The organism is Haloplanus sp. C73, from assembly GCF_051195115.1.
Classification (GTDB): domain Archaea; phylum Halobacteriota; class Halobacteria; order Halobacteriales; family Haloferacaceae; genus Haloplanus.
Map to the genome: position 1 here is coordinate 23,849 of NZ_JBNTJZ010000008.1, position 23,907 is coordinate 47,755.

29 protein-coding genes and 1 tRNA gene are annotated in these 23,907 nt (G+C 68.7%); 8 read left to right on the forward strand and 22 right to left on the reverse strand.

Features of this window, described 5'->3' with window-relative positions; all coding sequences use genetic code 11:
* Positions 1–4: 4 nt before the first annotated feature.
* The 10 genes from surE to ACQUSQ_RS13740 all read right to left on the reverse strand — a co-directional run bounded on the left by surE (position 5) and on the right by ACQUSQ_RS13740 (position 9,492).
* Complete coding sequence (gene surE / locus ACQUSQ_RS13695) at positions 5–793, reverse strand: 5'/3'-nucleotidase SurE (RefSeq protein WP_435069909.1); 789 nt, start codon at positions 791–793, stop codon at positions 5–7.
* A gap of 45 nt (positions 794–838) precedes the next feature.
* Positions 839–2,224, reverse strand: a complete 1,386-nt coding sequence (locus tag ACQUSQ_RS13700) for a small ribosomal subunit Rsm22 family protein (RefSeq protein ID WP_435069911.1) — start codon at positions 2,222–2,224, stop codon at positions 839–841.
* A complete protein-coding gene (locus tag ACQUSQ_RS13705) occupies positions 2,221–2,949 on the reverse strand; it encodes a prephenate dehydrogenase/arogenate dehydrogenase family protein (protein ID WP_435069913.1) in 729 nt (242 codons plus the stop codon). The genes ACQUSQ_RS13700 and ACQUSQ_RS13705 overlap by 4 nt, the downstream gene beginning before the upstream one ends.
* Before the next feature lie 49 nt (positions 2,950–2,998).
* Positions 2,999–4,168: an MFS transporter gene (locus ACQUSQ_RS13710; protein WP_435069915.1), complete on the reverse strand. Its 1,170-nt coding sequence runs from the start codon at positions 4,166–4,168 to the stop codon at positions 2,999–3,001.
* A gap of 37 nt (positions 4,169–4,205) precedes the next feature.
* Entirely contained in the window at positions 4,206–5,372 is a 1,167-nt protein-coding gene (locus tag ACQUSQ_RS13715) for a M24 family metallopeptidase (protein WP_435069917.1), read from the reverse strand.
* Positions 5,373–5,438: 66 nt separating this feature from the next.
* A complete protein-coding gene (locus tag ACQUSQ_RS13720; RefSeq protein WP_435069919.1) occupies positions 5,439–6,035 on the reverse strand; it encodes a hypothetical protein in 597 nt (198 codons plus the stop codon).
* Between the two features lie 86 nt (positions 6,036–6,121).
* Positions 6,122–6,808: a LysE family translocator gene (locus tag ACQUSQ_RS13725; RefSeq protein WP_435069921.1), complete on the reverse strand. Its 687-nt coding sequence runs from the start codon at positions 6,806–6,808 to the stop codon at positions 6,122–6,124.
* 60 nt (positions 6,809–6,868) lie between these two features.
* Entirely contained in the window at positions 6,869–7,579 is a 711-nt protein-coding gene (locus tag ACQUSQ_RS13730; protein WP_435069923.1) for a TMEM165/GDT1 family protein, read from the reverse strand.
* The gene (locus tag ACQUSQ_RS13735; protein ID WP_435069925.1) at positions 7,576–8,271 is read right to left on the reverse strand and encodes a metal-dependent transcriptional regulator; all 696 of its coding nucleotides are present in this window, start codon (positions 8,269–8,271) and stop codon (positions 7,576–7,578) included. Before ACQUSQ_RS13735 ends, ACQUSQ_RS13730 begins: the two co-directional genes overlap by 4 nt.
* Positions 8,272–8,328: 57 nt before the next feature.
* The gene (locus ACQUSQ_RS13740) at positions 8,329–9,492 is read right to left on the reverse strand and encodes a pyridoxal-phosphate dependent enzyme (protein ID WP_435069927.1); all 1,164 of its coding nucleotides are present in this window, start codon (positions 9,490–9,492) and stop codon (positions 8,329–8,331) included.
* Between the two features lie 76 nt (positions 9,493–9,568).
* On the opposite strand from ACQUSQ_RS13740, the gene ACQUSQ_RS13745 reads away from it, so the two are divergent.
* Positions 9,569–10,846 carry an NAD(P)/FAD-dependent oxidoreductase gene (locus ACQUSQ_RS13745; protein WP_435069929.1) on the forward strand — a complete coding sequence of 426 codons (1,278 nt, stop codon included), beginning with the start codon at positions 9,569–9,571 and terminating at the stop codon, positions 10,844–10,846.
* Between the two features lies 1 nt (position 10,847).
* Here the strand turns inward: ACQUSQ_RS13745 and ACQUSQ_RS13750 are convergent, their stop codons facing one another.
* From ACQUSQ_RS13750 to ACQUSQ_RS13785, 8 genes are all read right to left on the reverse strand, one after another.
* Positions 10,848–11,519 (reverse strand): ribonuclease H-like domain-containing protein, encoded by a 672-nt coding sequence (locus ACQUSQ_RS13750; protein ID WP_435069931.1) that lies wholly within the window; start codon positions 11,517–11,519, stop codon positions 10,848–10,850.
* Between the two features lie 78 nt (positions 11,520–11,597).
* On the reverse strand, positions 11,598–12,251 hold the full coding sequence (locus ACQUSQ_RS13755) for a metallophosphoesterase (protein WP_435069933.1): 654 nt from the start codon (positions 12,249–12,251) through the stop codon (positions 11,598–11,600).
* 1 nt (position 12,252) lies between these two features.
* Complete coding sequence (locus ACQUSQ_RS13760) at positions 12,253–12,840, reverse strand: J domain-containing protein (RefSeq protein ID WP_435069934.1); 588 nt, start codon at positions 12,838–12,840, stop codon at positions 12,253–12,255.
* 41 nt (positions 12,841–12,881) lie between these two features.
* Entirely contained in the window at positions 12,882–13,640 is a 759-nt protein-coding gene (locus ACQUSQ_RS13765; protein WP_435069936.1) for a proteasome assembly chaperone family protein, read from the reverse strand.
* 5 nt (positions 13,641–13,645) lie between these two features.
* On the reverse strand, positions 13,646–13,828 hold the full coding sequence (locus ACQUSQ_RS13770; protein ID WP_435069938.1) for an RNA-protein complex protein Nop10: 183 nt from the start codon (positions 13,826–13,828) through the stop codon (positions 13,646–13,648).
* Between the two features lie 2 nt (positions 13,829–13,830).
* Entirely contained in the window at positions 13,831–14,631 is an 801-nt protein-coding gene (locus ACQUSQ_RS13775) for a translation initiation factor IF-2 subunit alpha (RefSeq protein ID WP_435069939.1), read from the reverse strand.
* Positions 14,632–14,638: 7 nt separating this feature from the next.
* On the reverse strand, positions 14,639–14,812 hold the full coding sequence (locus ACQUSQ_RS13780) for a 30S ribosomal protein S27e (protein WP_435069941.1): 174 nt from the start codon (positions 14,810–14,812) through the stop codon (positions 14,639–14,641).
* A complete protein-coding gene (locus tag ACQUSQ_RS13785; protein WP_251330062.1) occupies positions 14,809–15,090 on the reverse strand; it encodes a 50S ribosomal protein L44e in 282 nt (93 codons plus the stop codon). The genes ACQUSQ_RS13780 and ACQUSQ_RS13785 overlap by 4 nt, the downstream gene beginning before the upstream one ends.
* Before the next feature lie 137 nt (positions 15,091–15,227).
* On the opposite strand from ACQUSQ_RS13785, the gene ACQUSQ_RS13790 reads away from it, so the two are divergent.
* Positions 15,228–15,482 (forward strand): HAH_0734 family protein, encoded by a 255-nt coding sequence (locus tag ACQUSQ_RS13790; protein ID WP_435069944.1) that lies wholly within the window; start codon positions 15,228–15,230, stop codon positions 15,480–15,482.
* Here the strand turns inward: ACQUSQ_RS13790 and ACQUSQ_RS13795 are convergent.
* Positions 15,479–17,776, reverse strand: a complete 2,298-nt coding sequence (locus tag ACQUSQ_RS13795) for a DUF2298 domain-containing protein (protein ID WP_435069945.1) — start codon at positions 17,774–17,776, stop codon at positions 15,479–15,481. The genes ACQUSQ_RS13790 and ACQUSQ_RS13795 overlap by 4 nt on opposite strands.
* A 99-nt stretch (positions 17,777–17,875) precedes the next feature.
* Here ACQUSQ_RS13795 and ACQUSQ_RS13800 point away from each other — a divergent pair, with 99 nt between their 5' ends.
* The 4 genes from ACQUSQ_RS13800 (at position 17,876) to ACQUSQ_RS13815 (ending at position 19,564) form a co-directional block, all read left to right on the forward strand.
* Complete coding sequence (locus ACQUSQ_RS13800) at positions 17,876–18,646, forward strand: glycosyltransferase (RefSeq protein WP_435069947.1); 771 nt, start codon at positions 17,876–17,878, stop codon at positions 18,644–18,646.
* Positions 18,643–19,104: a GtrA family protein gene (locus ACQUSQ_RS13805; protein ID WP_435069949.1), complete on the forward strand. Its 462-nt coding sequence runs from the start codon at positions 18,643–18,645 to the stop codon at positions 19,102–19,104. The genes ACQUSQ_RS13800 and ACQUSQ_RS13805 overlap by 4 nt, the downstream gene beginning before the upstream one ends.
* 64 nt (positions 19,105–19,168) lie before the next feature.
* Positions 19,169–19,243, forward strand: a tRNA-Met gene (locus ACQUSQ_RS13810).
* A 96-nt stretch (positions 19,244–19,339) separates the two neighbouring features.
* Entirely contained in the window at positions 19,340–19,564 is a 225-nt protein-coding gene (locus ACQUSQ_RS13815; protein WP_435069951.1) for a hypothetical protein, read from the forward strand.
* Between the two features lie 4 nt (positions 19,565–19,568).
* On the opposite strand, the gene ACQUSQ_RS13820 is transcribed toward ACQUSQ_RS13815, so the two are convergent.
* From ACQUSQ_RS13820 to ACQUSQ_RS13830, 3 genes are read right to left on the reverse strand one after another with little or no spacing between them, the layout of a single operon-like run.
* Positions 19,569–19,985: a Rieske (2Fe-2S) protein gene (locus ACQUSQ_RS13820; protein WP_435069953.1), complete on the reverse strand. Its 417-nt coding sequence runs from the start codon at positions 19,983–19,985 to the stop codon at positions 19,569–19,571.
* Positions 19,986–20,034: 49 nt separating this feature from the next.
* Positions 20,035–20,565 (reverse strand): helix-hairpin-helix domain-containing protein, encoded by a 531-nt coding sequence (locus ACQUSQ_RS13825; protein ID WP_435069954.1) that lies wholly within the window; start codon positions 20,563–20,565, stop codon positions 20,035–20,037.
* A gap of 45 nt (positions 20,566–20,610) precedes the next feature.
* A complete protein-coding gene (locus ACQUSQ_RS13830) occupies positions 20,611–21,420 on the reverse strand; it encodes a shikimate dehydrogenase (RefSeq protein ID WP_435070043.1) in 810 nt (269 codons plus the stop codon).
* Positions 21,421–21,723: 303 nt separating this feature from the next.
* On the opposite strand from ACQUSQ_RS13830, the gene ACQUSQ_RS13835 reads away from it, so the two are divergent.
* Together ACQUSQ_RS13835 and ACQUSQ_RS13840 are read left to right on the forward strand one after the other, a co-directional pair.
* Positions 21,724–23,049 carry a sodium:calcium antiporter gene (locus tag ACQUSQ_RS13835; RefSeq protein ID WP_435069956.1) on the forward strand — a complete coding sequence of 442 codons (1,326 nt, stop codon included), beginning with the start codon at positions 21,724–21,726 and terminating at the stop codon, positions 23,047–23,049.
* A 1-nt stretch (position 23,050) separates the two neighbouring features.
* Complete coding sequence (locus ACQUSQ_RS13840) at positions 23,051–23,872, forward strand: universal stress protein (RefSeq protein ID WP_435069958.1); 822 nt, start codon at positions 23,051–23,053, stop codon at positions 23,870–23,872.
* Positions 23,873–23,907: the final 35 nt, after the last annotated feature.

Below are 23,907 nucleotides of genomic sequence, written 5' to 3' on the forward strand. Positions count from 1 at the left end.
CGGGTCAGTTCCGGTACGTCTCTGCAAGCGCGTCCAGCGCCTCGTGGTGCTGGGTCGTGTGCGGCGCGGTGAGCGGCGAGACGCTGACGCGGCCCTCGACGATGGCCCGGCGGTCGGTACCCTGCGGGTCGGGGAGGTCGTCGTCGCGCATCCGCGCCCAGACGTTGTCGGTGAGGGTGATGTGCTCGCCGTCGCGTTCAGCGCGCATGTCGTACAGCGTCGAAGGCTCGGTGATTTCGATGGGGGCGAGGTCGTCGCCCGCCGACCAGATGGGGGCGTTGACGTTGAGATACTCGGCCTGCTCGAACACGCCGGCGCCGAGCGCGTGCTCGACGAGGTAGGTGGTCGCCTCGGTGGCGTTGCGGTAGTCGTCGGGCTGGTCAGCGGCGTGTTGCCACTCGCCGTCGCCCCCGGGGACGTACAGCGAGACGGCGAGCGCAGGTACGTCGAAGAAGGCGGCCTCGACGGCGGCGCTGACGGTGCCCGACCGACCGAGGACGTACGCCCCGAGGTTGGCGCCGCGGTTACAGCCCGCCACGACCATGTCCACGTCGGGACAGAGGGATTCGAGGCCGACGACGGTGCAGTCGGCCGGCGTCCCGTGGATGGCGTACCCGAGTTCGTGCGTCTCGACTTCCACCTCGCGGGACATCGCCCGCCCGACGGCGCTCTGGTCGCCGTTCGGCGCGACGGCGGTCACTTCCGCGACTTCGGAGAGCGCGTCGTAGAGCGCGCGGAAGCCGACGGAGTCGATGCCGTCGTCGTTCGTCAGGAGAACGTGTGGGTCGCCCATACCCTTCGTCTGGCTTCGGGCGAGAAAGGACCACCGCTTCCAAACTCAGCCGACGATGTCGACGACTGCCTCGGCGTCGACGACGAGGTTGTAGGCGCCTTCGTCGTCGTTCCAGAGCGCGAGGACGTTCTCGAACTGGAGGACGGCCCCGTAGTCGGCCTCGCCGAGTTCGCGGTTCAGCCCCGACTCCCGCGTCACTACCGCGTAGTGTTCGAGGCGCTCGCTCCCGTCGCCAATCTTGTAGAGCGGGTTCCCGCCCTCGGCGAGGTTGCGGCTGAGCTTCACCGCGAGCAGGTCGATGCGGTCGGTGACGTGGTTCTCCATGTCCGCCATCCGCGCGTGTCTCGACGGGTCGGCGCGGACGTCCACCCGCCGCGTGCCGTCGGTCCGGAGGTGGACGTGCGAGAACTTCACTCGCTCGTTGCGGAAGGTGCCGGGTTCGCCGCCGGCGTCGTCGAGGCGGCGCTGGACCGCGGGCGCCGCAATCTGTGGCCGCTCGTCGAACGACCAGCCGCGGTCGGACGGCTCCATACCCGGCCACAGTCGGAGCGTGGGGGCGTACACCGTCGCTCGGTCCGTCACCGCTCGCTCCACCGACCGAAGGCCCGTGCTGGTTTCGAGGTCCGCGGGCGCGAGTGCGAGGAGCGTCCCGTCGGACGCGAGGGCGTCGAGTCCGTCCTCGACCACCGCGACCGGGTCGTCGAGTTCGCTCAACACGTTCGCACAGAGTATCAGGTCGTAGGTGTCCTCGAATCCGAAGTCTTCGATGCGCTCGCGGTGAATCGTGGTTCGGAAGTTCCGCCGCGTCTCGTCGAGCAGGCTGTCGAGGACGTCGGCGGCGGCGCTCGGTTCGACGGCGTGGTAGTCGACGACGGCGTCGTCGGGCAGGTAGTCGTGGAGCCCCAGCGCCGGCCCGCCGACCCCGGCGCCAATGTCGAGAACGCGGAGGCGACGGGGAAGAAGCGACCGCTCGACTAAGTCGTCGAGCGTGTAGCCGACCGCCGCGTAGTAATCGGGGAGATGGTAGATGGCGTAGCCGAGCGCCACCTCGCGGTCGTATTCGACCGGGTTCTGGTGGTAGTAGTCGGCTTTCAGCCGGCGAATGACCTCGCGGAGTCGCTCGCCCGACTCGCCGCGGTGCCAGTTCACGCCGTCTCGCTCGACCAGCAGGTCCTCGACTCGATTGGCGTAGCGGTCGGGCAACGACTCGGGGCGCCAGCCGGGGTCGGGCGCCGGCGACTCCGTGACGGGGACGAACGTGCCGTCGTCGCGCTCGAACAGGCCGAGGTCGTACGCCTCCTCGCGGAGGACGCGCCGAACCACCGCGGGGTGGGGCGTCCCCTCGATGTACTCCGAAATCTCGTCGGGGTCGATGGGGCGGACCTGTCGCAGATACTTCGCGTTCGAGCGGACGGCCTCGCGGTCTATCATTCGCCCGCCTCCCGATACAGGTCGTCGAACGCCGCGCCCTCGGCGTCGGCGACGCGTCTGGCGGCATCGGCGACGCGGTCGGCGCCCTCGAACGTCTCCTGAATCTCGCGATACACCCGCGGCGTCCCGTCGGTCACGGTCGTAACGAGGTCGTCCAGCGCCTCGGAGACGGGCGTCGCGAACTCCTCGCGCACGTCGGCGGCGGCGAGGGCGTACGCGAGGACGGCGGTATGAGCGCCGGCCTGTACCGTCTCCATCGCTCGGTCGTGTTCGCCGACCGTCGTCTCGAAGCAGTGGTTGCCCGCCGCCCGCAGGTCGGCGCGGAGCGCGTCGGTCGCCGGGCCGGGCGCGTCGGCGACGACGGCGACGTTCCCCGGCGCGTTCCCCGCCGCAAAGAGCGGATGCAGCGAGACGCGTTCTCGTTCCGGAAGCGCCGCCCGCATCGCCGCCACCGGCCCCTCCATCACGCCCGACACGTCACACATCGCGCGCTCGGCGGTGCCGGCGTAGCGCTCGACGGCCTCCTCGACGACCGAAATCGGCACCGCGAGACAGACGATGTCGAACGTCTCCGTCGTGTCCGCCGGCACCGCTCGTACGTCCTCTAACGCCGCGGCAGTCGCGTCGGCGACCGCTGGGTCGACGTCGGTGACCGCGACCGGTCGGTCGGCGGTGCGGGCGACCCACCGCCCCATCTCGCCCGCGCCGACCACCAGCATATCCATGCGCGTGGCTTCCGCCTCTCTGCTCAAAAGGTGTTCGATGCCGGCGGTGCTACAGGTCGAGACGGAGGGCGCGGTTGCCGACCAGAAGCGAGAGCGCCAACCCCGTCACACAGACGAGCAGGCCGAACGCCGCGCCCCATCCCGCCACGTCGGAGACGACGCCGACGACGACGCTTCCCGTCGCCCCGAGGACCATGTAGGCGGTGCGGACGAGGCCGAACGCGGCGCCTCGCTCGTCGGCCTCGAACACGTCGAAAAAGCGCGACTGGACGGGCGCGCCCCACGTCATCGCGGTGCCGATACAGACGACGGCGGGGAGGAGCGCGCTCCGCGGGCCGGCGACGAGGAGAGCGTAGCCGACGACGCCGAGCGCCATCGTCCCCGCCGCGGCGCCGTCGCGCCCGACCCGGTCCGACGCCCACCCCGTCACTGGCTGGGCGAGGCCGTTGACGACGAAGTACGCCGAGAAGAGGAGACCGGCCGTCGTCTCTGGCAGGTCGCGGAAGGCAAAGAGGAAGGTCGGTAGAAAGGAGGCCGTCGCCTGCCACGCGAAGGCGCCGAGGACGGCCACCGCCGCCGTGAACGCGATTCGGGGGCGGGTGAGCAGGTCGAGCAGGGGCCTGATGGCCATGCGGTCGCGCATCGACTCGTCGGGTCGTTCGGGCGGCGTCGGCTCGATTCGCCACGCGAACAGGGCGAAGATGGGGATGGCGACGGCGGCGCCGACGGCAATGGCCGCCCGCCAGTCATAGCGGGCCGCCACCGCCGTCGCGACGATGGGTGCGAGCAACCCCGCGAGCGGTCCGCCGGAGACGTGGAGGCCGATTGCGCGGCCGATGTCGTCGAACTCCTTCGTCAGCAGGGCGGTGGCGACGCTGTAGTGGAGGCCCGCCCCCGCGCCGAGCGCGACGGTCAGAATGGCGAAGACGGCGAACGTCGGCGCGGAGGCGAGCGCGAGGCTGGCGACGGCGGTGATACCGACCGCCGCGAGAATCACCCGTCGCTCGCCGAAGCGGTCGCCGAGGATACCCGACGGGAACTGCGTGAGCGCGTACGCGGCCCACATACCGGAGAGCGCGAGGCCGACTGCGCCCGTCGAGACGCCGAAGCCGTCGGTCACGTCCGGGACGACCGGGCTGATGACGAGGCGAGCGAGCATCGTCGACGCGAAGGCGAGCGTACAGAGGCCGAGGACCGTGTGCCGATACCGCCAGTTCACACGCTCGCTCCGCCGACAACGAGCAAGTGCCTTGCGATTAGACGACTAATTCGACCGGATAGTTCGTGAGGTTCTCGTGGCCGTCCTCGGTGACGACGACGAGGTCCTCGATGCGGACGCCGCCCACGTCGGGGTCGTACAGTCCCGGTTCGATGGTGATGACGTTCCCCGGTTCGAGTTCCGGCCCGTCCGGCGCGATTCGCGGGAGTTCGTGGACGTCGAGGCCGACGCCGTGGCCCGTGCTGTGGATGAACCCCGTCTCGGCGTCGGAGTCGGCGCGAAGCGTCGGCAGGCCGGCCCCCTCGTAGACGTCACAGACCGCGTCGTGAACGTCGGCGCCCGTGACGCCGGGTTCGACGGCGTCGAGTGCGGCCCGCCGCGCCTCGTCGGTCAGGTCGAACCACTCTCGAAGCGTCGCTGTCGGCTCTCCGCGGACGAACGTCCGCGTCATGTCCGCGTGATACCGAGTCTCCTTGTCGCGGGGGAAGATGTCGACGACGATGGGTTCGTCGGCGCGAAGCGGCCCCGACCCCCGGTCGTGTGGGTCGGCGGCGTCGGCGCCGCAGGCGACGATGGTCTCGTCCAGCGCACACCCCTCCCGCAGGAGCGTCATCTCGATTTCCCGTCGCACCGCCTCGCTGGTCAGCGGGTCGCCCTCGTGGTGGAGGACGCCGTCGACGACGCTCGCCGACGCTAGGAGGTCCTCCGCCGCCGCCATCGCGCGCTCGTTCGCCCGCTGGGCGCGTCGGACGTTCCCAATCTCCGTCTCGGTCTTGACGGCGCGAATCTTCGCGACGGCGTCGGATTCGTCGACTTCGGTTCGAATCCCCGACCCCCGGAGGCCGTCCGCCGTCCCGAGCGGGAAGCGTCCCGGAACCATCACGGACTCGATGCCGTGGTCGGCGAGGAAGTCGGCGACGACGGCGCCCCGACCGGTCGCGCGCCCGAGTTCTTCGAGCCGGTCACGGTAGTCGTACGCCGAGAGCCGACTGACTGTGTCGGCGCGGGCCGCCTTCGTCGCCCGGCCGTATTCGAGTCCGGAGACGAGGAGGTGAACCCCGTCGGGCGTGTAGCAGGTGACGAAGGGGTCGGGCGCGTCGAAGCCCGAGAGATAGAGCTGGGTCGAGTCGGTGCCGTCGGCGTCGAGGAGGTAGCCGTCGCAGTCGCCGAGAGCGTCGTCGAGGGCCGAAAAATCCGGCTGCATGGGCAATACTCGGTGAGGAAACGTGAAAACGTTTCGCGAACGGGGGTCAGTCGACGCTACCGGGCGTTAGTCCTCGCTCTCGTCGTCTTCTTCCTCGTCGTCTTCGGCTTCTTCATCGTCTTCATCTTCCTCATCTTCCTCGTCCTCTTCCTCATCTTCCTCCTCCTCTTCGTCAGCCTCGTCGCGTTCCTCGTCAGCCTCGTCGCTCTCTCCGCGTTCGTCGTCCGCGTCGTCACCTTCGTCGTCCTCCGACTCGATTTCGTACTCGTATTTCTCCTCGACGAGCGTGAGCGAGCCGTCCTGCACGACGAACTCCAGTTTCCCTTCGGCGTGGTCGGACTCGTACTCGACTTCGAGTTCGTCGAGCGCCTCACCATCTTCGGTCAGGGCCGACCGGTTGACCGTCGCCGTGCCGTCGGCGTCAGTCGTGACGCGGGCGTCCTCCTCGCCCTCGACGGTGAGCGAGGCGTTCTCGACGGGCGCGCCGTCGTCGTGGACGGTCACCGTGACCGTCTCGTTGTCGAGTGTCGCGTCCATCTCCAGCGCCGACACGGACGCCGTCGACCCGTCGGCGCCAGTCTGTGCCACGCCGGTCGCAGCGACGCCGCCGCCGGCGACGAGCAGTACCGCCAAGACAGCTATCAGGGACTTCGTGAGTGCCATTGCATTCGGGTCGTGAGACGGACACCGCATAAACCACGCCGACGCTCAACGCCGATTTCGGCCGAGTTAATCCGGTTTAACTCCGGTTACGTCAGCGTTCGGACTGCGTCGACGAGAAAGACCACGCCGAACCCGGCGAGGACGAGTGCGCTCACGCCGGCGACGACGGGCGTGAAGGCGGCGACGCGACGCTGGGCCGCCCTGAGCGTCGCTGGAAAGCCCGTAATCCAGATACCGATGCCGACGAAGAAGCCGAGGATGAGCGCCGGACTACCGGTGCGGACGAGCAACAGGCCGGCGAGGTCACTCCCGACGTAGGGCGTGTACGACAGCACGTCGAGTTGGCCGGGTTGCAGCAGGCCCACGCCGATGGTGAGCCAGAACAGTATCTGATAGGGGTTGGTGAGCGCGAGGACGAACGCTTTCCGAAACCCCGTCACGGCCCGTCTGGGAGTGTCACCGCTGGGGACGGGCTCTGTCTCGCCGAGCGCGTCCATCGCGGCGCCGTAGGCGAAGTAACACATCAGTACGCCGCCGATGCCAATCATCACCGCGCGAACGGTCGGAAACCGCTCGACGAAGGTGACGACGCCGAGGAGGGAGCCGACGAGGAAGGTGGCGTCGGCGGTCATCGCCCCGAGCCCGGTCCGGACGCCGGCGAGCCAGCCGTTGTTGACCGATTCCTCTGCGATGACGGCGTTCATCGGCCCCGGCGGCGCCGCGAGGGCGAGGCCGAAGACGGCGCCAGCCAAGAGCGACGGGAGGGGATTCACGAACGCCCGTCGCCAGCGACGGAAAATAACGGTTCCGGGCTATCGTCGTTTCCGGCCGACTCACACCAGCGAGAGGACGGCGGACGACGCCACTTCGACGAGCGTCTCCCAGACGGAGAAGCCGGTGGCGATGCTCAACACGGTGTCGCTCGCGAAGAAGGCGAACAGGCCCGCCGAGAAGAAGTGGACCGTTCGCATGTTGAGTCGGTGCGCGAACCGGTGGCTGAAGTAGGCGTTCGCGAGGCTCACGGGGACGATGGCGAGCATCTCGCCGGCCCAAATCGCGGGATGGGCGCCGTACTGGGCGGCGAGCCCAATCGTGACGAGTTGGGTCTTGTCGCCGAACTCGCCCGCGGCCATCATCGCGAAGATGGGGAGAAAGCCCCCGAACACGTCGGGCAGTTCGCGCCCGAACACCTTCGGTTGGAAGTCGTTTCCCAGCGACGTGATGCCGCCGTCAGTCGCCGTGGGGTCGACTTCCGTCGAGTCGCCGTGAGACGGGGCCGAGCGATAGAGGAGGATGGCAAACACCAGAAAGAGCCCCGCGGTCAGGGAGTCGAGCGCGAGCGGTGGGAGCGCGCGCTGGAGTGCCTCGCCGAAGAGGATTTCCAGCACCGTCCACCCGGCGAAGGCGGTGGTCGCGGCGCTGACGACCACCAGCGGGTTGTATCGGGTCGCCAGTCCCGCGATGATGAACTGCACCTTCTCGCCGGGCAACACCACGAGTTGGGAGATGAACGCGACGACGAGAATCTCCGTCCAGCCCGTCACGCGTCGCTCACCTCGACCGGCTCCGACTCGCTCTCGCCCACGGCGCGAACGCGAATCGTCCGCGCCACCGATTCGGGAAGGCTCTGCTCCGAATCACCGATACGAACGGTGACCATGCCGAACGGCGCCACGTCGACGATTTCGAGGTCCGTGCCCGGTCGAACCCCCGCCTCATCGAGGTAGGCGAGTTCCTCCTCGTCCCGGTCACGGACCCGACTGACGACGACTCGCTCCCCAGCGTCGTGGTCGCTCAGGGGCGTCGTGTCGTCGTGTTCTAGTGGCTGGAGGTCGGCGCACGGAATCGGGTCGCCGTGGGGGTCCACTTTCGGGTCGCCGAGCGCCTCCGCCACCCGCTGTTCGAACTCCTCGGAGATGTGGTGTTCGAGCGCGTCCGCCTCCTCGTGGACGTTCGTCCACGAGTAGTCGAGGTGTTCCGTCAGATACGCCTCCAGCAGTCGGTGGTGACGAAGCACTTCGAGCGCCACCGTCTCGCCCTCCGTTGTGAGTTCGACTCCCTTGTACTTCTCGCGCTCGACGAGTCCCCGGTCGGCGAGTTTCTGCACCATGCTCGTCACCGTCGGCGCCGTCTTCCCTACCTCGTCGGCGATGGCCGAGGTGGCCACCGGTGCACCCCCGTCTGACTGGAGCCGATAGATGGCCTTGAGATAGTCCTCCATGGCGTCGCTTAGCATCACGTACTCCGGATTAGATGCGTCTAATCCATAAACCTGTCGCGACGAACTATCTACTTAGACGCCCTGCCCCATCAGGTGGCTCCGGAGCACGTCGGCGGTTTTCACGCCCGCGTCGGCGTTGAGCAACAGGACGGTGTCGTCGTCGCTCAGGGCGTCGCGCTCGGCGAGCGCCCACGCCCCCGCCGCCGCCGCGCCGCCCACCGCGCCGACTTCGGTCCCCAACCGCTGGGTGAGGGCGACGGCACTCTCCAACAGGTCGTCGTCGCTCACGGCGACGGCGTCGCCGCCCGTCGACTCGATGGCGTCGAGCGCCATCTCCCCGCCCGGCGGGTCCGGGATTTCGAGTTCGCCACAGATGGTGTCGGGGTACTCGACGGCCGAGACGGCTGTTCCCTCCTCGTGGGCGTCGACGACCGGCGCACACCCCTCCGGTTGGACGGCGTAACACCGTGGCATCCGCTCGGTCAAGCCGAGTTCGACGAGGTCACGGAAGCCGCGGGCGACGCCGACCAGTGTCTCGCCCGTGCCGACAGCGACGACGGCCGCGTCGGGCGCCGTCCAGTCGCGGGCCGCCGCCACCTCGTACGCCAGCGTCTTCGCCCCGTCGTGGCGGTACGGCGTCGTGAACGCCTGCAGAGAGTACCACTCCCGTTGCAGGTCGGATTCGAGTGCGTCCAGAGCGTCGGGATAGCGCCCACCGATTACCCGCATGTCCGCGCCGTGGACGTTCACCATCGCCTTGTTGGGGAAGGGGGCGCGCGAGGGGAGATACGCGTAGCAGTCGGCGTCCATCCGGCCGGCGTAGGCGGCGGCGGACTGCCCGGCGTCGCCCGGCGCGGCCAACGCAAGCAGGTCGGCGCCGTGGACCTGCGCCATCGTCGCCGCGACCGACAGCCCCCGGTCGAGGATGCTCCCCGTCGGATTCCGCCCCTCGTCTTTGAGGCACACAGCCTCGACGCCGAGGTCCGCCGCCAACTCGTCGGCGTCGAGAAGTGGCGTCGCGCCCTCGCCGGCGGAGACGGCCCGCTCTGCGGGCACGGGCAGGAGGGCGTCGTAGTCCCACATCGAATCCGGGTCGGTCGGGAGGCTGTCGACGGCGTCGAGGTCGTAGACGGGGTCGAGTGGCGCGTCGGCGTCGCTCCGCCCGACGTGACCGGGGTCGTATCGCTCGCCGGTCGCCGTACAGTCGAGGCCGACGAACGCGTCGGAGATGTTCATGCCGGCGGTTGCGACCCGAGGGGCAAATCCCTGTCCCTGTCGTGGGTTCTTTGCCCCGCCCGCTCAATCGACGGGCATGGACGACTCACCGTCGGTCGCCGTCGTCGGCGCGGGGCTGGCCGGCCTCGTCGCGGCCCGACACCTCGCCAGCGCGGGCGCGGACGTCACCGTCTTCGAGCGCCGGGAGTCCGTCGGCGGGCGCGTACGCACTCGTCACCGCGACGGCTTCACGCTCGACCGCGGCTTTCAGGTGCTGTTCACCGCCTACCCCGCCGTCAGACGCGAACTCGACCTCAACGCACTCGACCTGCACGCCTTCTCGCCCGGCGCGGTCATCGCCCGCCCCGGCGAGCGCTCGACGCTCTCTGACCCCCTGCGCGACCCCTTCTCGCTCACCGAGACGCTGTTCAACCGCGAAGTGACGACGACCGACAAACTCCGGACGCTCGCGCTCCGCCAACACGTCGGCAGTCAGACCGAAGCCGAGATTTTCGACAGTCCCGACGCCCCAATCGACGACTACCTCCGCGACTGGGGCTTCTCCGAGCGCTACATCGACTCCTTCGTCGCGCCCTTCTACGGCGGCATCACCCTCGACCGCTCGCTCGACACCTCGAAGCGCGTCTTCGAGTACACGTTCAAGGCGATGAGCGAAGGGCGGGTGGCGCTTCCGGCGGAGGGTATGGGCGCCGTCCCCGCCCAGTTGGCCGCTCGCGCCCGCGACGCCGGCGCGACGATTCGTCTGAACGAGGCCGTCGCGGCGGTCACGCCCGAGGACGGGGTGACCGTCGAGAGCGAGGCGCGGACGACCGACCACGACGCCGTCGTCGTCGCCACCGACCCGCGGACCGCTCGCCGACTCACCGGCGTCGCGTCGATTCCGACGACCGCTCGCTCGGCCGTCACGCTCTACTGCGCCACCGAGACGCCGCTCGATTCGGGCAAGAAAATCCACCTGAACGCCGCCGGCCCGCGTCCCAACGTCGTCGCACCGCTCTCGACCGTCGCGCCATCGTACGCGCCCGACGACCGCCATCTCCTCGCCGCCACGTTCCTCGCTGGCGACGGAACAGCGCCGCTCGATACGAGCGACGACGACCTGCTGGCGGCGACGCGTGACGCCCTCGATTCGTGGTTCCCGGAACGCCAGTTCGGCCGCCTCGAACGCGTCCACACCGACCGTATCGAGTTCGCGCAGTTCGCCCAGCCGCCCGGCATCCACGACGACTTGCCCGACGCTCGTGACCCGTCCGGCCCTGTCTATCTCGCCGGCGACTACACCGCGTGGTCGTCGATTCAGGGCGCGATGCGGAGCGGGCGCGAGGCCGCCGCGGCCGTTCTCGACGACCGCTGACTCAGTCGAAGCGCGCTTCGGTACCGAGATACCGGCCCTCGATACTGTCTCCAATGTCCGCGTAAAAGAGCGCGAGCGTCGCCTCCAAGTCGCCGACGAGGTAGTGGTCCATCACCTCACAGAGTTCCTCTCGGAAGCGCGCCCCCGTGTCGGTGCCGAGCGTCCGCAGGTACGCCGGCCCGAGTTCCTCGCCGAACCGCGTATTCGTGAGCGGGTCGCCCCGCCAGACGGTCCGTGGCGGCTCGTGTCCGTAGGCCGACAGACACGCCTCCAGATTCGGCCAGCGCTCGCCCGACTCCTCCGCGCGCGCTTTCCGGTCCAGAAAGAGGTCGAGATGGGCCGGCGACTCGGTGACTGCGGGCCAGTCGACCCGTGTGTCCAGCCGGCCGAGACGCTCCTCGACGAACCACAGGTCGAACTCGACGCCGTTGTACGTGACGAGGCCGTCGGCGCCCGCGTCGGCGAGCGCCCCCATCGCTCGCTCGACCAGCGTCGCCTCGTCGTCGCCGCGGCGGTGAAACGTCTCGTAGGTCGCCCCAGTCAGCGGGTCCGACCGGTCGTGGACGCCGATACCGAGCGAGACGAGTTCGCCCGCGTCGGGGTCGGTCGCCGTCGTCTCGATATCCAGCGTCGCCACCCGGTCGTGCCCCGGGTCGTCGCGTGCGTACTGCATCAGACCCGATGCCCGTCGCCACCGCGTGCTTCGATGCCTAGGTCCATGTCCCGACCGAGACGCGCCCCCGAGTAAATCCTATCGACGTCGAAGGCGTGACCGCAAGGCTTCCAGCCGGGGGAACCACCTCGTCTCCGCGCCGTCGACGACGCCCGGCCGAACCGAATCGAGGTCGGACACCAGCGGCGAGTCGACTGCCTCGCGGCCCTCGACCCGCAGTCCCGACGCGGCCGACGAGAACGCGGGGACGACCAGCGTCGGGCGGTCGCGATACCCCGACGGCGTCCAGAGAAAGCAGTCCCACTTGTCCCCCTCGACGGAGAGCGCCGGGTGGACGTGCCCGCAGACGTACCGCTCGGCGTCGGCGTCGGGCGCCTCGTGTCCGTGACAGACGAGGGTGCTGTCGTCGAGTCGGTACGCGTCGTGGACCGGCCCCGGCCACGCGTCCGCGAGGCCGCCGTCGTGGTTGCCCGCGACGGCGACGGGGCGTGCGTCGGCCGCCCGGACCGCGCTCGCGAGCGCCCGCACCGTCTCGACTGACCGAGCCGACGGCGCGCCGAACCGGTCGAGGATGTCGCCCGCGAACACGACCGTGTCGGGACTCGTCGCCTCGACGGCGGTCACGAGGCGGTCGCTCGGGGTCCCCGCGCCCTGCCCGACGTGCAGGTCGGCGACGACGAGCGTCGACGCCGCGGGGAGGTAGGCCGCGCGCCCGTGACTGTCCGGCGGCATCTCACTCGGCGTGGGCTTTCGCCGTCGCGTACGCGTCCTGTAACTGTCGGAACGCGTCGCCGTCGCCACCGTGGTCGGGGTGGACATCTTTCACTCGGTTCCGGTAGGCCGCCCGCACCTCGTCGGCGTCGGCGGTGGGTGGCAGGTCGAGGTGGGCGAACGCGCGTTCGACGCGTCCCGTCGCCGTGACGGGGTCGCCCGGCGTCTCGAACGGGAGTCGTCGGCCGAGGTGGGCGCCCGGCATCTCGTACTCACAGAGGATGGCGTCGATGTCGCCCCCCTCGATTCGGAAAAACACCTGCGGGTCGAACGTGATTGCCACGTCGCGCTCCGGCAGGTAGAACGCGACCGTGTCGTCGCCGACGGTGGCGTCCTCGACGTATCGCTCGCCGAGGCTGGCGAGTTGGGTCCGTATCTCCGCGTGCCGGCGGTCGGTGCCGTCGACTCGCGGTCCCCGATTCGCCGGCGGGCTTGGAAACAGGCGGTCGCCGGCGACGAAGATGCCCGCGACGACGACGGTGATGGCTGCGCCGCCGGCGACGCCCGTGAGCAGCCACGACGGCAGCAGCCCGACCCACTCCGGTAGCACGCCCGCCCGTTGGCGACGCGTCGTAAAGAACGTCTCGCCGCTTACCCGATGTACCGCAGGTCGTCGTCGGTCGGCATCTGGTTGCCCTGACTCTGCATCTCCTGAATCTTGCCGACAACTTCCTCCATCTCCTCGGCCCGGTCTTCGAGCGACTCGTAATCGAGGTCGAAGCCGATGACCGTCTCCAGCACTTCGAGGACGGCCCGCGCGCTCTTGGGGTCGACCAGATAGCCGCTAGTCTCGCCCATCAGACAGGTGGCGTCGAAACCCCGGCGGCCGCCGATGCCGAGCAACAGGCCGCTGACGCCGACGATACCGCCGGCGGGTTCGTCCTCGCGGAACTCCACGCCCTCGGCTTCGAGGTCGGCTTTCAGCGCCGCGTCGGTCACGGCACCCAGCACGTGGTACTCCTCGATGAGTTCGCCGGTCGGGACGCCGCCGAGCGCGAACACTTCCTCGACGCCGAGGCCCTCGGCGATGTCGAGAAACGCCTCCGTGAGGTGGTAGTGACCGGCGTTGCTCCCCGCTTGGTGGTCACCGGTGAGGACGAGTACGTCGCGGTCGTTGGTCTCGACGGCGTGAAACTCTGCACAGACTAGGTCGGCGACGCCGTCCTCGTCGACGCTCACTTGCGGCGGGAACTCGTCGGCGTACACTCGCCGGACGAGTTCGCTGTCGAACTCCTCGAGGAGGTACTCCGCGGCGAGTTTCCCGACGTGCCCGACGCCCGGCAACCCTTCGACGAGCACTGGGTCCGACAGCGTCGGCTCCGCAACCGTCTCTATCTCGATGGCGTCCATACCGCCTATTCGCGTTCGCGGCGCTTAAGAGCGCGTCGGTACTCCCCGTACGGGTCCGCAGGGTCGAACGGCGCCGGCGCGCTGTTGACGGCGTCGGCGCCGCAGTCCGGACAGGTGTCGCCGAGCGTGTAGACGGGGCGGTCGTGACGCTCCGCCCACGCCGAGCACACTCGGATGTCCGATTTCACGGTTACTCGTCGGCAGTCTCGCGCTCGCGGTGGTAGCGTCCGGTGCCACCCGCGGCGGCTATCGACTCGCTGGCGCGTTCGGCGCTGGCTTCGAGCGCCGACTCCGCCGTCTTGTAGTCGGGGGCCTGTACCTTGATGCGGTACTCCGGCGACCCGACGTAGGAGACGGAGAGGTCGATTTCGTCGCCAACCTCGCCGTCGCCCTCGGCGGCCTTGAGCGCCTCCTTGATGTGGTCGACGCCGTCGCCGGTCGGGCATTCGAGGTCGACGTAGCCCGTGACGTTGACGTAGGGGACGGAGACGTTGTCGCGGGCCGTCTCCACGATGGTATCGACGTCGTCGTCAGCGAGGTCGACGTCGTCGAGCGCTTCGGCACCGTGAATCGCCGCCGACTCGAAGGCGTCGTAGAGGCTCTCGAACTCGGCGAGAAGCGCATCGGCGACTTCCTGATATCGCTCGTCGTCGACGTCTTCGCCGAAGGCGATTGCCATCCACTTATCCGCCTTCTGCTCGTTTTTCCACTCCTGAATCTTCTCTTTGCGCTGGTGCTCGTTGACGTCTTTTATCGAGAGGTCGATTTGCTGTGACTCCTCGTCGACGTCGAGCACTTTCGCGACGACCGTCTGTCCCTCGCGGACGTGGTCGCGAACGTTCTTAATCCAGCCGCTGGCGACCTCGCTGATGTGTGCGAGGCCGCGTTTGTCCTCGTACTCCTCGAGGTCGACGAACACGCCGAAGTCGGTGATTTCGTCGACGTCGCCGACGACGAGTTCACCCGTATCGGGCCAGCCACTGTACTTCATGGGTGGGTCAGCGTGCCTCGACGGTGTCTACGACCTCGCCCTCGAACGCGGTCTGACCGCCGGTTGCACGCGCGAGCGTGCTTCCACAGACCGCGCAGTTCACCGTCGTCGACACCTTGCCGAAGACGGTCTGTTCGTTTCCACAGTCCGCGCACTCGACGGTGAAGAAGCTCCCCGTCATTCTTGGAACTCCAGTCGACCGGCGCGCCATCCTTCGCGCATGTGGGCCTTGCCACACTCGGCGCAGCGGTATTTCAGGTTCGTCTTTTTGGTGGGCTTGTCGCCACCCGGAACCTTCGAGAACTTGCCGGCGTTCCCGATGGTAGACGTGTTTCGTTCGCGCTGGCGGTCGATCCACTTCATCCCCGTCTCACGACCGCGACGCACTTTCTCGACCTCGTGCTCGAAGTGCCCGTTGCAGTGCGGGCAGTACGTGTTGAATCGGCGTGGCATCTGCATAGATATCTACCTTGTCGGCAATTTCGCGTCGGGCGTTAAAACCCGTTTGGTTCGTCGGCGAGCGCGGCGTCCGAACCACCGGCCCCGCGCCAACGACCATCGAAGCGATTAAGCCCGGACTGGCCGAACGCCCGTCCATGCAGTACCTCATCGTCAGGGGGGACCCCGGCATCCGAAAGGACGCCGTCATCGACTACGACGGCGAGGAGCAGGTCTGTTTCTCGATTCAGCGACAGGGCGACTACCACGGCCCCGAGGAAGTTCAGCTCTGGTGCACCATCGGGACGCCCGACGAACGCGAATCGTTCGAGAAACGCCGCTTCGTGCCCCACTGGCTCGACGTCGACTCCATCGACGCCGACGCCCTCGACGTGGTCACGGCCCGTCCCTAGACACCCAACTCGTCCTCGTCGACTCGATAGATGGTCACCGCCTCGTTCTGGAAGACGGGCGTGACCCCCTCGACGCCCTCGAACGTCACCGACCCGTAGCGCGCCCGTTCTGCCGGCCCGACCCACACGTACTCGACGTCGTAGCGTTCGAGCACCGCGACCGTCCGCTCGGGCGACCCGGTGTACGCGGCGTCGACGTCGCGCACGCGTTCGAGATACGCCTCCGAGCCGCGGTAGCCGACCTCGTGGTGCCAGCCGGCGACTGTCGGCACGCCCGTGAGACTCGCGGCCGGACTCGAATCCCAGCTGTACATTCCCGGCGGCGCGCCGGACTCGCCGTCCGGATACCGGCCCGTCGCCGGCGCGGACAGGAGCGTCGGCTGGCCCGACAGGTCGTCGATATACGCGATGGCCGGCGCCTCGGCCGGATGCTCGCGCTCGACGAACGCCGTGGCGTCCAGCGTCGGGTCGCCACCCTGCTCGACGTGCCCGGACAGCGCCAGTCCGGCGTAGGGTATCGTCGCGAGGACGACGGCGACGGCGAGGCCGAGTCGGAGCCAGCGCGAGCGCGTCCCGGGCACCGACGGCGAGCGGGTGCCGACCCAGCGGACGAACGCCGGGAGCGCGACGCCCGCCGCCACCCCCCACAGCACCCAGACCTGCATGTACGTCTTGAACACCGTGTTCATGCGGAGCGGGCCGGCCTGCTCCTTGACATAGAGGAGTTCGACCAGCGCGACCAGCCCCGCGCCGGCGACGATGAGCACCGTCTCGAAGCCGACCGGACGGTCCGTCCGACAGCTCGCCCAGCCGAACACGAGCAACGGCCCGACGACGACGGCGACGGGCAAAGCCGTAGTCAGCGCGACGACGCCGAGGGCGACGAGTCCCAGCAGGAGCGGCAGCACGTGGTCCAGTCCCAGCCGGTCGAGCAGGTAGGCGTAGAACGTCGCGAGGAAGGCCCCGTGGACGAGAAGCAGGTCGCCGACGGTCGACCGCTCGGCGGCGGCGAGAACCGCCACTTCGCGACCGCTCGCGGTGCCGAGCAGGAAGGGGGCCGCGAGCGCGCCGCCGAGGACGCCAGCGACGCCGGCGACACAGAGCGAGCCGACGAGGTGGCCGGCTTCCGCGACTATCGGGCCGTCGTCGCGTTCCCGACGCCACGCCGCGAACCGACGCGAGAGGATGGGCCACGGGTCGGCGGTGCCGAGCGCGAGGGCGAGAAAGAGCAGTCCGAACAGCGAGGGGACGCTCCACGTGTCGACGACAGTCTGGAAGCCCGCGAGGAGGGGGACGGCGACGAACGCGAGGCCGCGGCGTCGCCACAGGTCGCGGGGGGCGGTCCGGTAGAGCGCGAACGCGACGGCGGCTCCGAGCAGGAGAAACGGCGTCCCCATCATGTGGGCGTGAAGGTCGCCGTTCAGCCACGCGAACAGCGGGAACTCGTTTATCGTGCCGGGGATGACGCGACTCGCCGACCAGTACGAGAAGGCGTCGTTGCCGAGGGCGGCGTCGGACGAGTACCCCATCGCCCGGGCCAGACGCTCCCGGAGTGACGGCGGGAGGGCGTCGACGACCACTCGCCGCGCGGTGACGAGGTTGCTCGCGATGCCGACGAAGAACGCGGCCATGACGGCGGCGGGCCGGCGAGCGTTCGCCCGTTCGCGAGCGATACTCCCCGCGAGACCGTACGCCGCCGTCACGAGCGTGGCGTAGAACCCCGCGAGCGAGAGGTTGTAGGCGTAGCGCGGCGCGGTGCCCGTGAGGTCCGAGAGTAGCGCCGTCAGGAGGTGGCCGCCGTAGTAGTAGACGACGGGTTCGTTCGCGAACCACATGTCCTCCGGTGGCAGGGTCTCGGCGCGTTCGAGCGTCTTCAGCAGGCCGAAATCGAGGAACTTCTCGCCGCCGACGGGGTAGACGGCGGGGTCGAGGGCGCGAATCCCGACGATAAACAGGAAAGCGACGACGAAGACGACGGCCGTCTCGGCGTGGGCGCGGCCGGGACGGACGCCGTGTGCGAGTTCGAGGCGGCGGTCACGGAGCGCGTCGTGGTCGAGGCCGGTCAGAAGCGCGAGCGCGAAGAGAACGAGAAGCGAGGCGGCCAGCGCGACGGGGCCGAACGCGAGATGCCCCACCCAGTAGGCGCTCGTTCCGAGGACGACGAGCGCCGTCGGGAGCGCGAACCCGACCCCTCGGCCCGGAAGCGTCGAGAGCAGGCGTGTAGCGACCGGTCGCCCGAGTGCGGCGAGCGCGCCGTAGACGACCAGCCAGCGGACGACGAGACCGTACTCCATCTATCGGAACCCCCGCCCAGCGACGGTAAACCGTTTGTGGTGTGCCGTGGACACCCCGAAGTCGGTCGGTTTTTTACGCCGCTCGCGAAAGACCACCCCATGACTCGCTCCGTGGGGATAGTCATCCCCGCGTACCACCCGGACGTCGACCGCCTCGGGGCGTACGTCCGTGCCCTCCACGACGCCCTTGCCCCCGAGGAAATCCGCGTCGAACTCGACGCGGCGACCCCCGACGTTCGCGACCGAATCGCCGAACTCCCCGTCACGCTCAACGAGGCGTCCAGTCGCCGCGGGAAGGGCGCGGCAATCACCGCGGGATTCGAGGCGCTGTCGACCGATGTCCTCGCCTTCGCCGACGCCGACGGCAGCACGCCCGCTCCCTCCATCGCCGACGTGGTCGCACCGGTCGTGAGCGGGAATGCCGACCTCGCGGCGGGGTCGCGGCGTCATCCCGACGCCACCGTGCAGTCCCATCAGACGGTCGCCCGTCGCTATCTCGGCGACGGGTTCGCGTGGCTAGCCCGCCGCTTGCTCGACGTCCACCTCCACGACTACCAGTGCGGGGCGAAGGCGCTCACCGCCGACGCGTGGGCGCGGATTCGACACTATCTCCACGAACCGGGCTTCGCGTGGGACATCGAACTGCTCGCCGTCGCCGACGCCGTCGACTGTCGCATCGTCGAGGTGCCCGTCGTCTGGGAGGACCGCCCCGAATCGACCGTCTCGCCCGTCGAGACGACGCTTCGGCTCGCTCGCGGGCTGTTCACCGCTCGCCACCGGGCGCGACTCGTTCGGAACGACCGACTGCACACGCTTCTCGACCGCTCGCGGGACTCGTCGCCCGCGCTCGTCGACCGTGACCACCGATGAGTGACAGACTGGGCAAACTCGAGGAACTCTACTCGGGGATTCGCTTCGGGAAGTTCCTCTCCGTCGGCGCCGTCGGCGCTACCGCGGAGACGCTCGTCGTCGCCTTCCTGACCACCGGCTACGGCGTCCTCCCCCAACTTGCGAAGGCTGCTGGCGCCGAGGTGTCTATCACCCTCATGTTCCTCATCAACGACCGCTGGACGTTCCCGAACGCGGGGGGACTCGGCTGGCTCGCTGGCATCCGGCGCTATCTCAAATCGCATCTGGTCCGCGCGGGCGGCCTGCTGGTCGGGTTCGCCGTGCTGACCGCGCTCACTGCGGGGACCGACGTGACACTCGTCGTCGCCGGCGCCGACCTCTGGCCGACGGTAGCGAACGTCATCGGCATCGGCTGTGGGATGCTCCTCAACTACCTCACCGAGGGGCTGTTCACGTGGCGCGTCGGCGCCGACCGCTGACCGCGCGACGCCGTTCAGTCCGTGAATCACAACCCTTAATGCCGCGACCGGATTCGATTCCGGTAGCGGGATGGGATAGCCAGGAGATTCCGCCGGGCTCATAACCCGGAGATCGGTAGTTCAAATCTACCTCCCGCTATTTCTGGCGACGTACGACGACCGGGGAGCGACACGACGAGGGAACTCACCCCGACGTGGCCGGAATTTTATGGCTTTGCCGTCGGGAGAAGCATCTATGGTCCCCCTCCAGATGGGTCTGCCCGGCGGTCCCGAACTACTGCTCGTCGGTCTCGTGTTCCTGATACTCCCGTTCGTCATGGCCTACTGGGTCTACACGGACGCGGAGCGCCGTGGCGACGACCGGGCGGCGTTCTGGGCGCTCGCCGTCGGCGGCCTGACGTATCTCACCGGTTTCGGCGGATTCCTCGCACTCGCCGTCTACATCTGGCAGCGCGACTGACCGCTCAGAACTCGTAGGTCTCCGACGGCGACGGGCCGTCGCCGTGGTCCATCGGCCCGTCCCGGACGAACGCGTACGCCTCGTCGGTCAGATACACGTCGCCGTCGGAAACGGTGACGGCGACGGCTTCGAGGGTGGCGCCCTCGCACGGCCCGAACGTGCAGTACCCGGTGTCGGCCTCGAAGTACGCGCCGTGGTTCGCACAGACGACTTCGCCGTCTCGCATCGGCGCACCGGACCCCTTGTCCAGTCGCACGTCGAGCAAGTGTCGGCAGTAGTTCAGCCAGCCAGAGACGCCGTCGTCGGTGCGGACGAGAATCATCTCACGCTCGTCGCCCTCGGCGTCGCGGACGGTACAGAGGTGGGTCGTGTCGGCGGGCACGGCGTCGAGCGACGTGATTCGCTGGTCCGCGTCGGGCATCGCGCCGACGTTCTCGACGCCCGAATATATACGCCGCGTTCCCGGTCGGTCAGTCCCCGTGTTCGTTCGCCCGGTCTATCCAGCGGCCCACTCGCGTCTCCGAGAGGTCGATTGCGTCCGCGAGGTCGGCGGCGTCCGCCGCCGCGAGGTCGGATACGGAGTGGACGCCGGCGTTCGCGAGGCGGTCGGCGTACGCCGGGCCGATGCCCTTGATGATGTCGACGGGTTCGTCGCTCGGCGTCGGTTCGGCTTCGTCTGTCGCCTCGTGTTCCCCGGTCGATTCGCCTTCCGACTCCGCTTCGACGGTGTCGAGTTCCGTCTCCGTCTCGTCGGTGTCGACGGCCTCGGCGGGTTCGGCGGCCTCGCCGTCGGGGTTGCTATCGACGAGCGACCCGGTCGACGCCGTCGCGTCCGTCCCCGCGGCGCCGGCCGATTCACTCCCCTCGTCGGTGCCTTTGACCACCGCTTCGGTCTCCGTGTTCGCCTCTCGTTCCACGCTGACGGTCGTCTCTCGGGCGTGCTCGTCTCCGGACGAAGAGTCCAGCCCGAGCGCCGACAGGAGCGTGTTCAAGATACCCATTACTGACAGTTAGGACGGCCGGGGACTTAAAAACCTTCGCGGCCGTCAGAGTCGCTGTCGCAGAGCGTCGTTCATCGCTTCGACCGGCGCGTCTCGGCCCGTCCAGTGCTCGAACGCGACGGCGCCCTGAAAGAGGAGCATCCAGCCGCCGTCGATGGTCGTCGCGCCCATCCGGGCGGCGTCCCGGAGGAGACGCGTCTCGACGGGGGTGTACACCGCGTCGAGGACCGCCAGTTCGCCGTGGAGCAGGTCGGCCGACACCGGCGTCTGGTCCTCTTCCATACCCACGCTCGTCGCGTTGACGAGGACGTCCGCCGCGGGGACGCGGTCCGCGAGGGTGTCGAGGCCGCCGCCCGTCACCGTCGCCGGGGCGTTCTCGCGAACCTCCGCGGCCAGTTCCGCCGCTCGCGACGCCGTCCGGTTGGCGATGTGGACGGTGTCACACGCCTCTGCGAGAGTGAAGGCGACGGCCCGCCCCGCCCCGCCGGCGCCGACGACGACGGCGTCGTTGCCGGTCAACACGACGTCGTGGTGGTCGAACGCTCGGCGCACGCCCGCGGCGTCGGTGTTGTAGCCGCGGGGCGGTGACGTCGAGAAATCGACGGTGTTGACCGCGCCGATGCGGGCCGCGAGGTCGTCCGGGTCGACCAAGTCGAGGATATCCTGCTTGAACGGGATGGTGACGTTGAGGCCGTCGATGCCGAGCGCTTTTGCGCCCTCCAGCGCCGCCGCCGCGTCGTCGGGTTCGAACGTGACGTATCTGGCGTCCATGTCGAGTTCTCGGTACGCCGCCTCGTGCATCGGCGGCGACAGCGAGTGGCCGACGGGGTTGCCGATGAGGCCGAACACGTGCATCGTCATTTCCTGAGCGTTCTCTCGGCGGGCGCTAAAAGACTGGGTGTCTCCGACGAATCCGGTCTGTCCCCTAAATCGCCCGATATCGCGGGGTTCCGGCTCCGTATCGAGCGATATCACCGCACACCGCTATTCCGGCCGTCCGGGCGATAAGGGCGTTCAAACCCCCGAAATCGGGGAAAACGGGCACAACTTGTGTTTTATTACGTGGGGCGTTGCTACCGGTACACACGAACTGATGATACGGACACAGACTTCTGTTGTAGCGGCTGTCGGAGACGTTGGTGCGTCTGGAGGGTGGCGATGAGACGGCAGTCACTCCTCGCGCTCGGTGGTGCCGTCGCCCTGACGCTCCCGTGGATTGTCAGCTGGCTGAGTGGCGTCGCACACGGCTTCTCGACGGGCGTGACCGTCCTCGTGAGCGGGCTCTCGGTTCTTGGGGCGTCGTTCCTCCTCGCGTGGGGGGCCGAAACCGCGGAGAAAGACGTTCCGCGGGCATTCGCAATCGCCATCCTCGCGGTGCTCGCCGTCGCCCCGGAGTACGCCGTCGACGCGCTCTACGCGTGGAACGCCGGCGTCTTCGCGGGGACCGAGCGCGGCATCGAAGCCGGGAACCTCGCCGTCGCCAACATGACGGGCGCGAACCGCATCCTCATCGGCATCGGCTGGGCGGGCGTCGCGCTCTTTACCGTCTTCCGGAGTGGGTCGGACGACGACCCGGCCGTCGAGAAGCGCTCCGGCTTCCTCGCCGACGCGGTGTCGCTCGACCGCGACATCGGCCTCGAAATCGTCTTCCTGTTCGCCGCGACGCTCTGGGCGTTTCTCGTCCCCTTCAACGGCGGCATCGACATCCTCGACATGGCGGTTCTCGTCGGCCTGTACGTTGTCTACATCGCCGTCGTCCTCAAGGGCGACGTCGAAGCCGACGAGGCACACGTCGGCGTGCCGGCGTATCTACAGACGTTCTCGAAACCGGTTCGTGCCGTTACCGTTCTCTCCCTGTTTGCCTACTCGGGCATGATGATATTCACGGCGGTCGAACCGTTCGCACACGGCCTCGAACAGTTGGGTCAGAACATCGGCATCCCCTCCTTCTTCATGATTCAGTGGATTGCGCCGCTGGCCTCCGAGTCGCCGGAACTCATCGTCGTCGTCTATCTGGTGAACAAGGCCCGGTCGACGGCCGGGTTCAACGCGCTCATCTCCTCGAAGCTGAACCAGTGGACGCTGCTCATCGGGACGCTCGTCGTCGTCTACTCGATTGCGCTCGGGCAGTACGGCGCGCTTCCCTTCGACCAGAAGCAGTCGGGTGAAATCTGGCTCACCGCCGCACAATCCTTCTTCGCCATCGCCCTCCTGATAAACTTCGAAATCTCGGTCCGGGAGGCCATCGTCCTGCTGGTGCTGTTCCTCACGCAGGTGCTCTCCGAGTTCCTGCTCATCCGAGGCGTTCTCGAACTCCCCATCAGCGACTACGAACTTCTGCTCGTGTTCACGGGCATCTACCTCGTCCTCGGGGTGGGGCTGTTCGTCTCCCGCCGGAAGGCGTTGGGAGCCATCGTCCGCCAGTCCGCGGGCACTATCAACGACGCGTTCTTTGGACAGAGCGAACCAAAGGGGGCAGACTGACATGTTCGAACGACTACTCATCGCGGTCGACGGAAGCGACTGTGCGACTCGGGCAGCCACGTACGGCGTCGGACTCGCGACCCGCTACGACGCCGACGTCGAACTCGCGGCGGTGTACGACGGCGATGCGGACCGCGGGGAGGCGGTGCTCGACGCCGCCGCCGACCGCGCCGCCGAACACGGCGTCGACGCCGAGACGACGCTACTGTCGGGCAAGCCCGGTCGAACCATCGCCCAACACGCGAGCGACAGCGGCGCCGACCTCCTCGTTATCGGCCGGACCGGCCGCTCGGGCGTCGCCCAACGACTCCTCGGGAGCGTCACGGAGCGCGTGCTTCGCCGGAGCGAGGTGCCGGTGCTGACGGTCCCCGACAGCGACGTCGGGACTCCCGGGGGCGACGTCCTCGTGACGACCGACGGGAGCGACCTCGCCGCGGCCGCCGGTCCCTACGCCGCGGACCTCGCCCGTCACTTCGAGGCGTCGCTGCACGTCCTCAACGCCGTCGACGTGCAGGCTGAGGCGGGCGTGTTCGACGCCGGCGGCGTCTCCAAAGACTACGTCGAACGGCTCGAAGCCAAGGGGCGGGAGGCGGTCGACGACCTGCTCGCTGGGCTTGATACGACGGACTTCGACGTGCGCGAAGCGGTGGTTCGCGGCGCCGCCGCGGACGCCATCGCCGACTACGCCGCGGACAACGACGTCGGTCTGCTCGTCATGTCCTCGGAGGGACAGTCGAACCTCGCCGGGCAGCGACTCGGCACCGTCGCCGGACGCGTCCTGCGGACGGTCGACCGACCGGTGCTGGTCATCACGTCGTCCTGACGTCGCCGGACCGAGCGGGTTTTTGCGGCGCGACT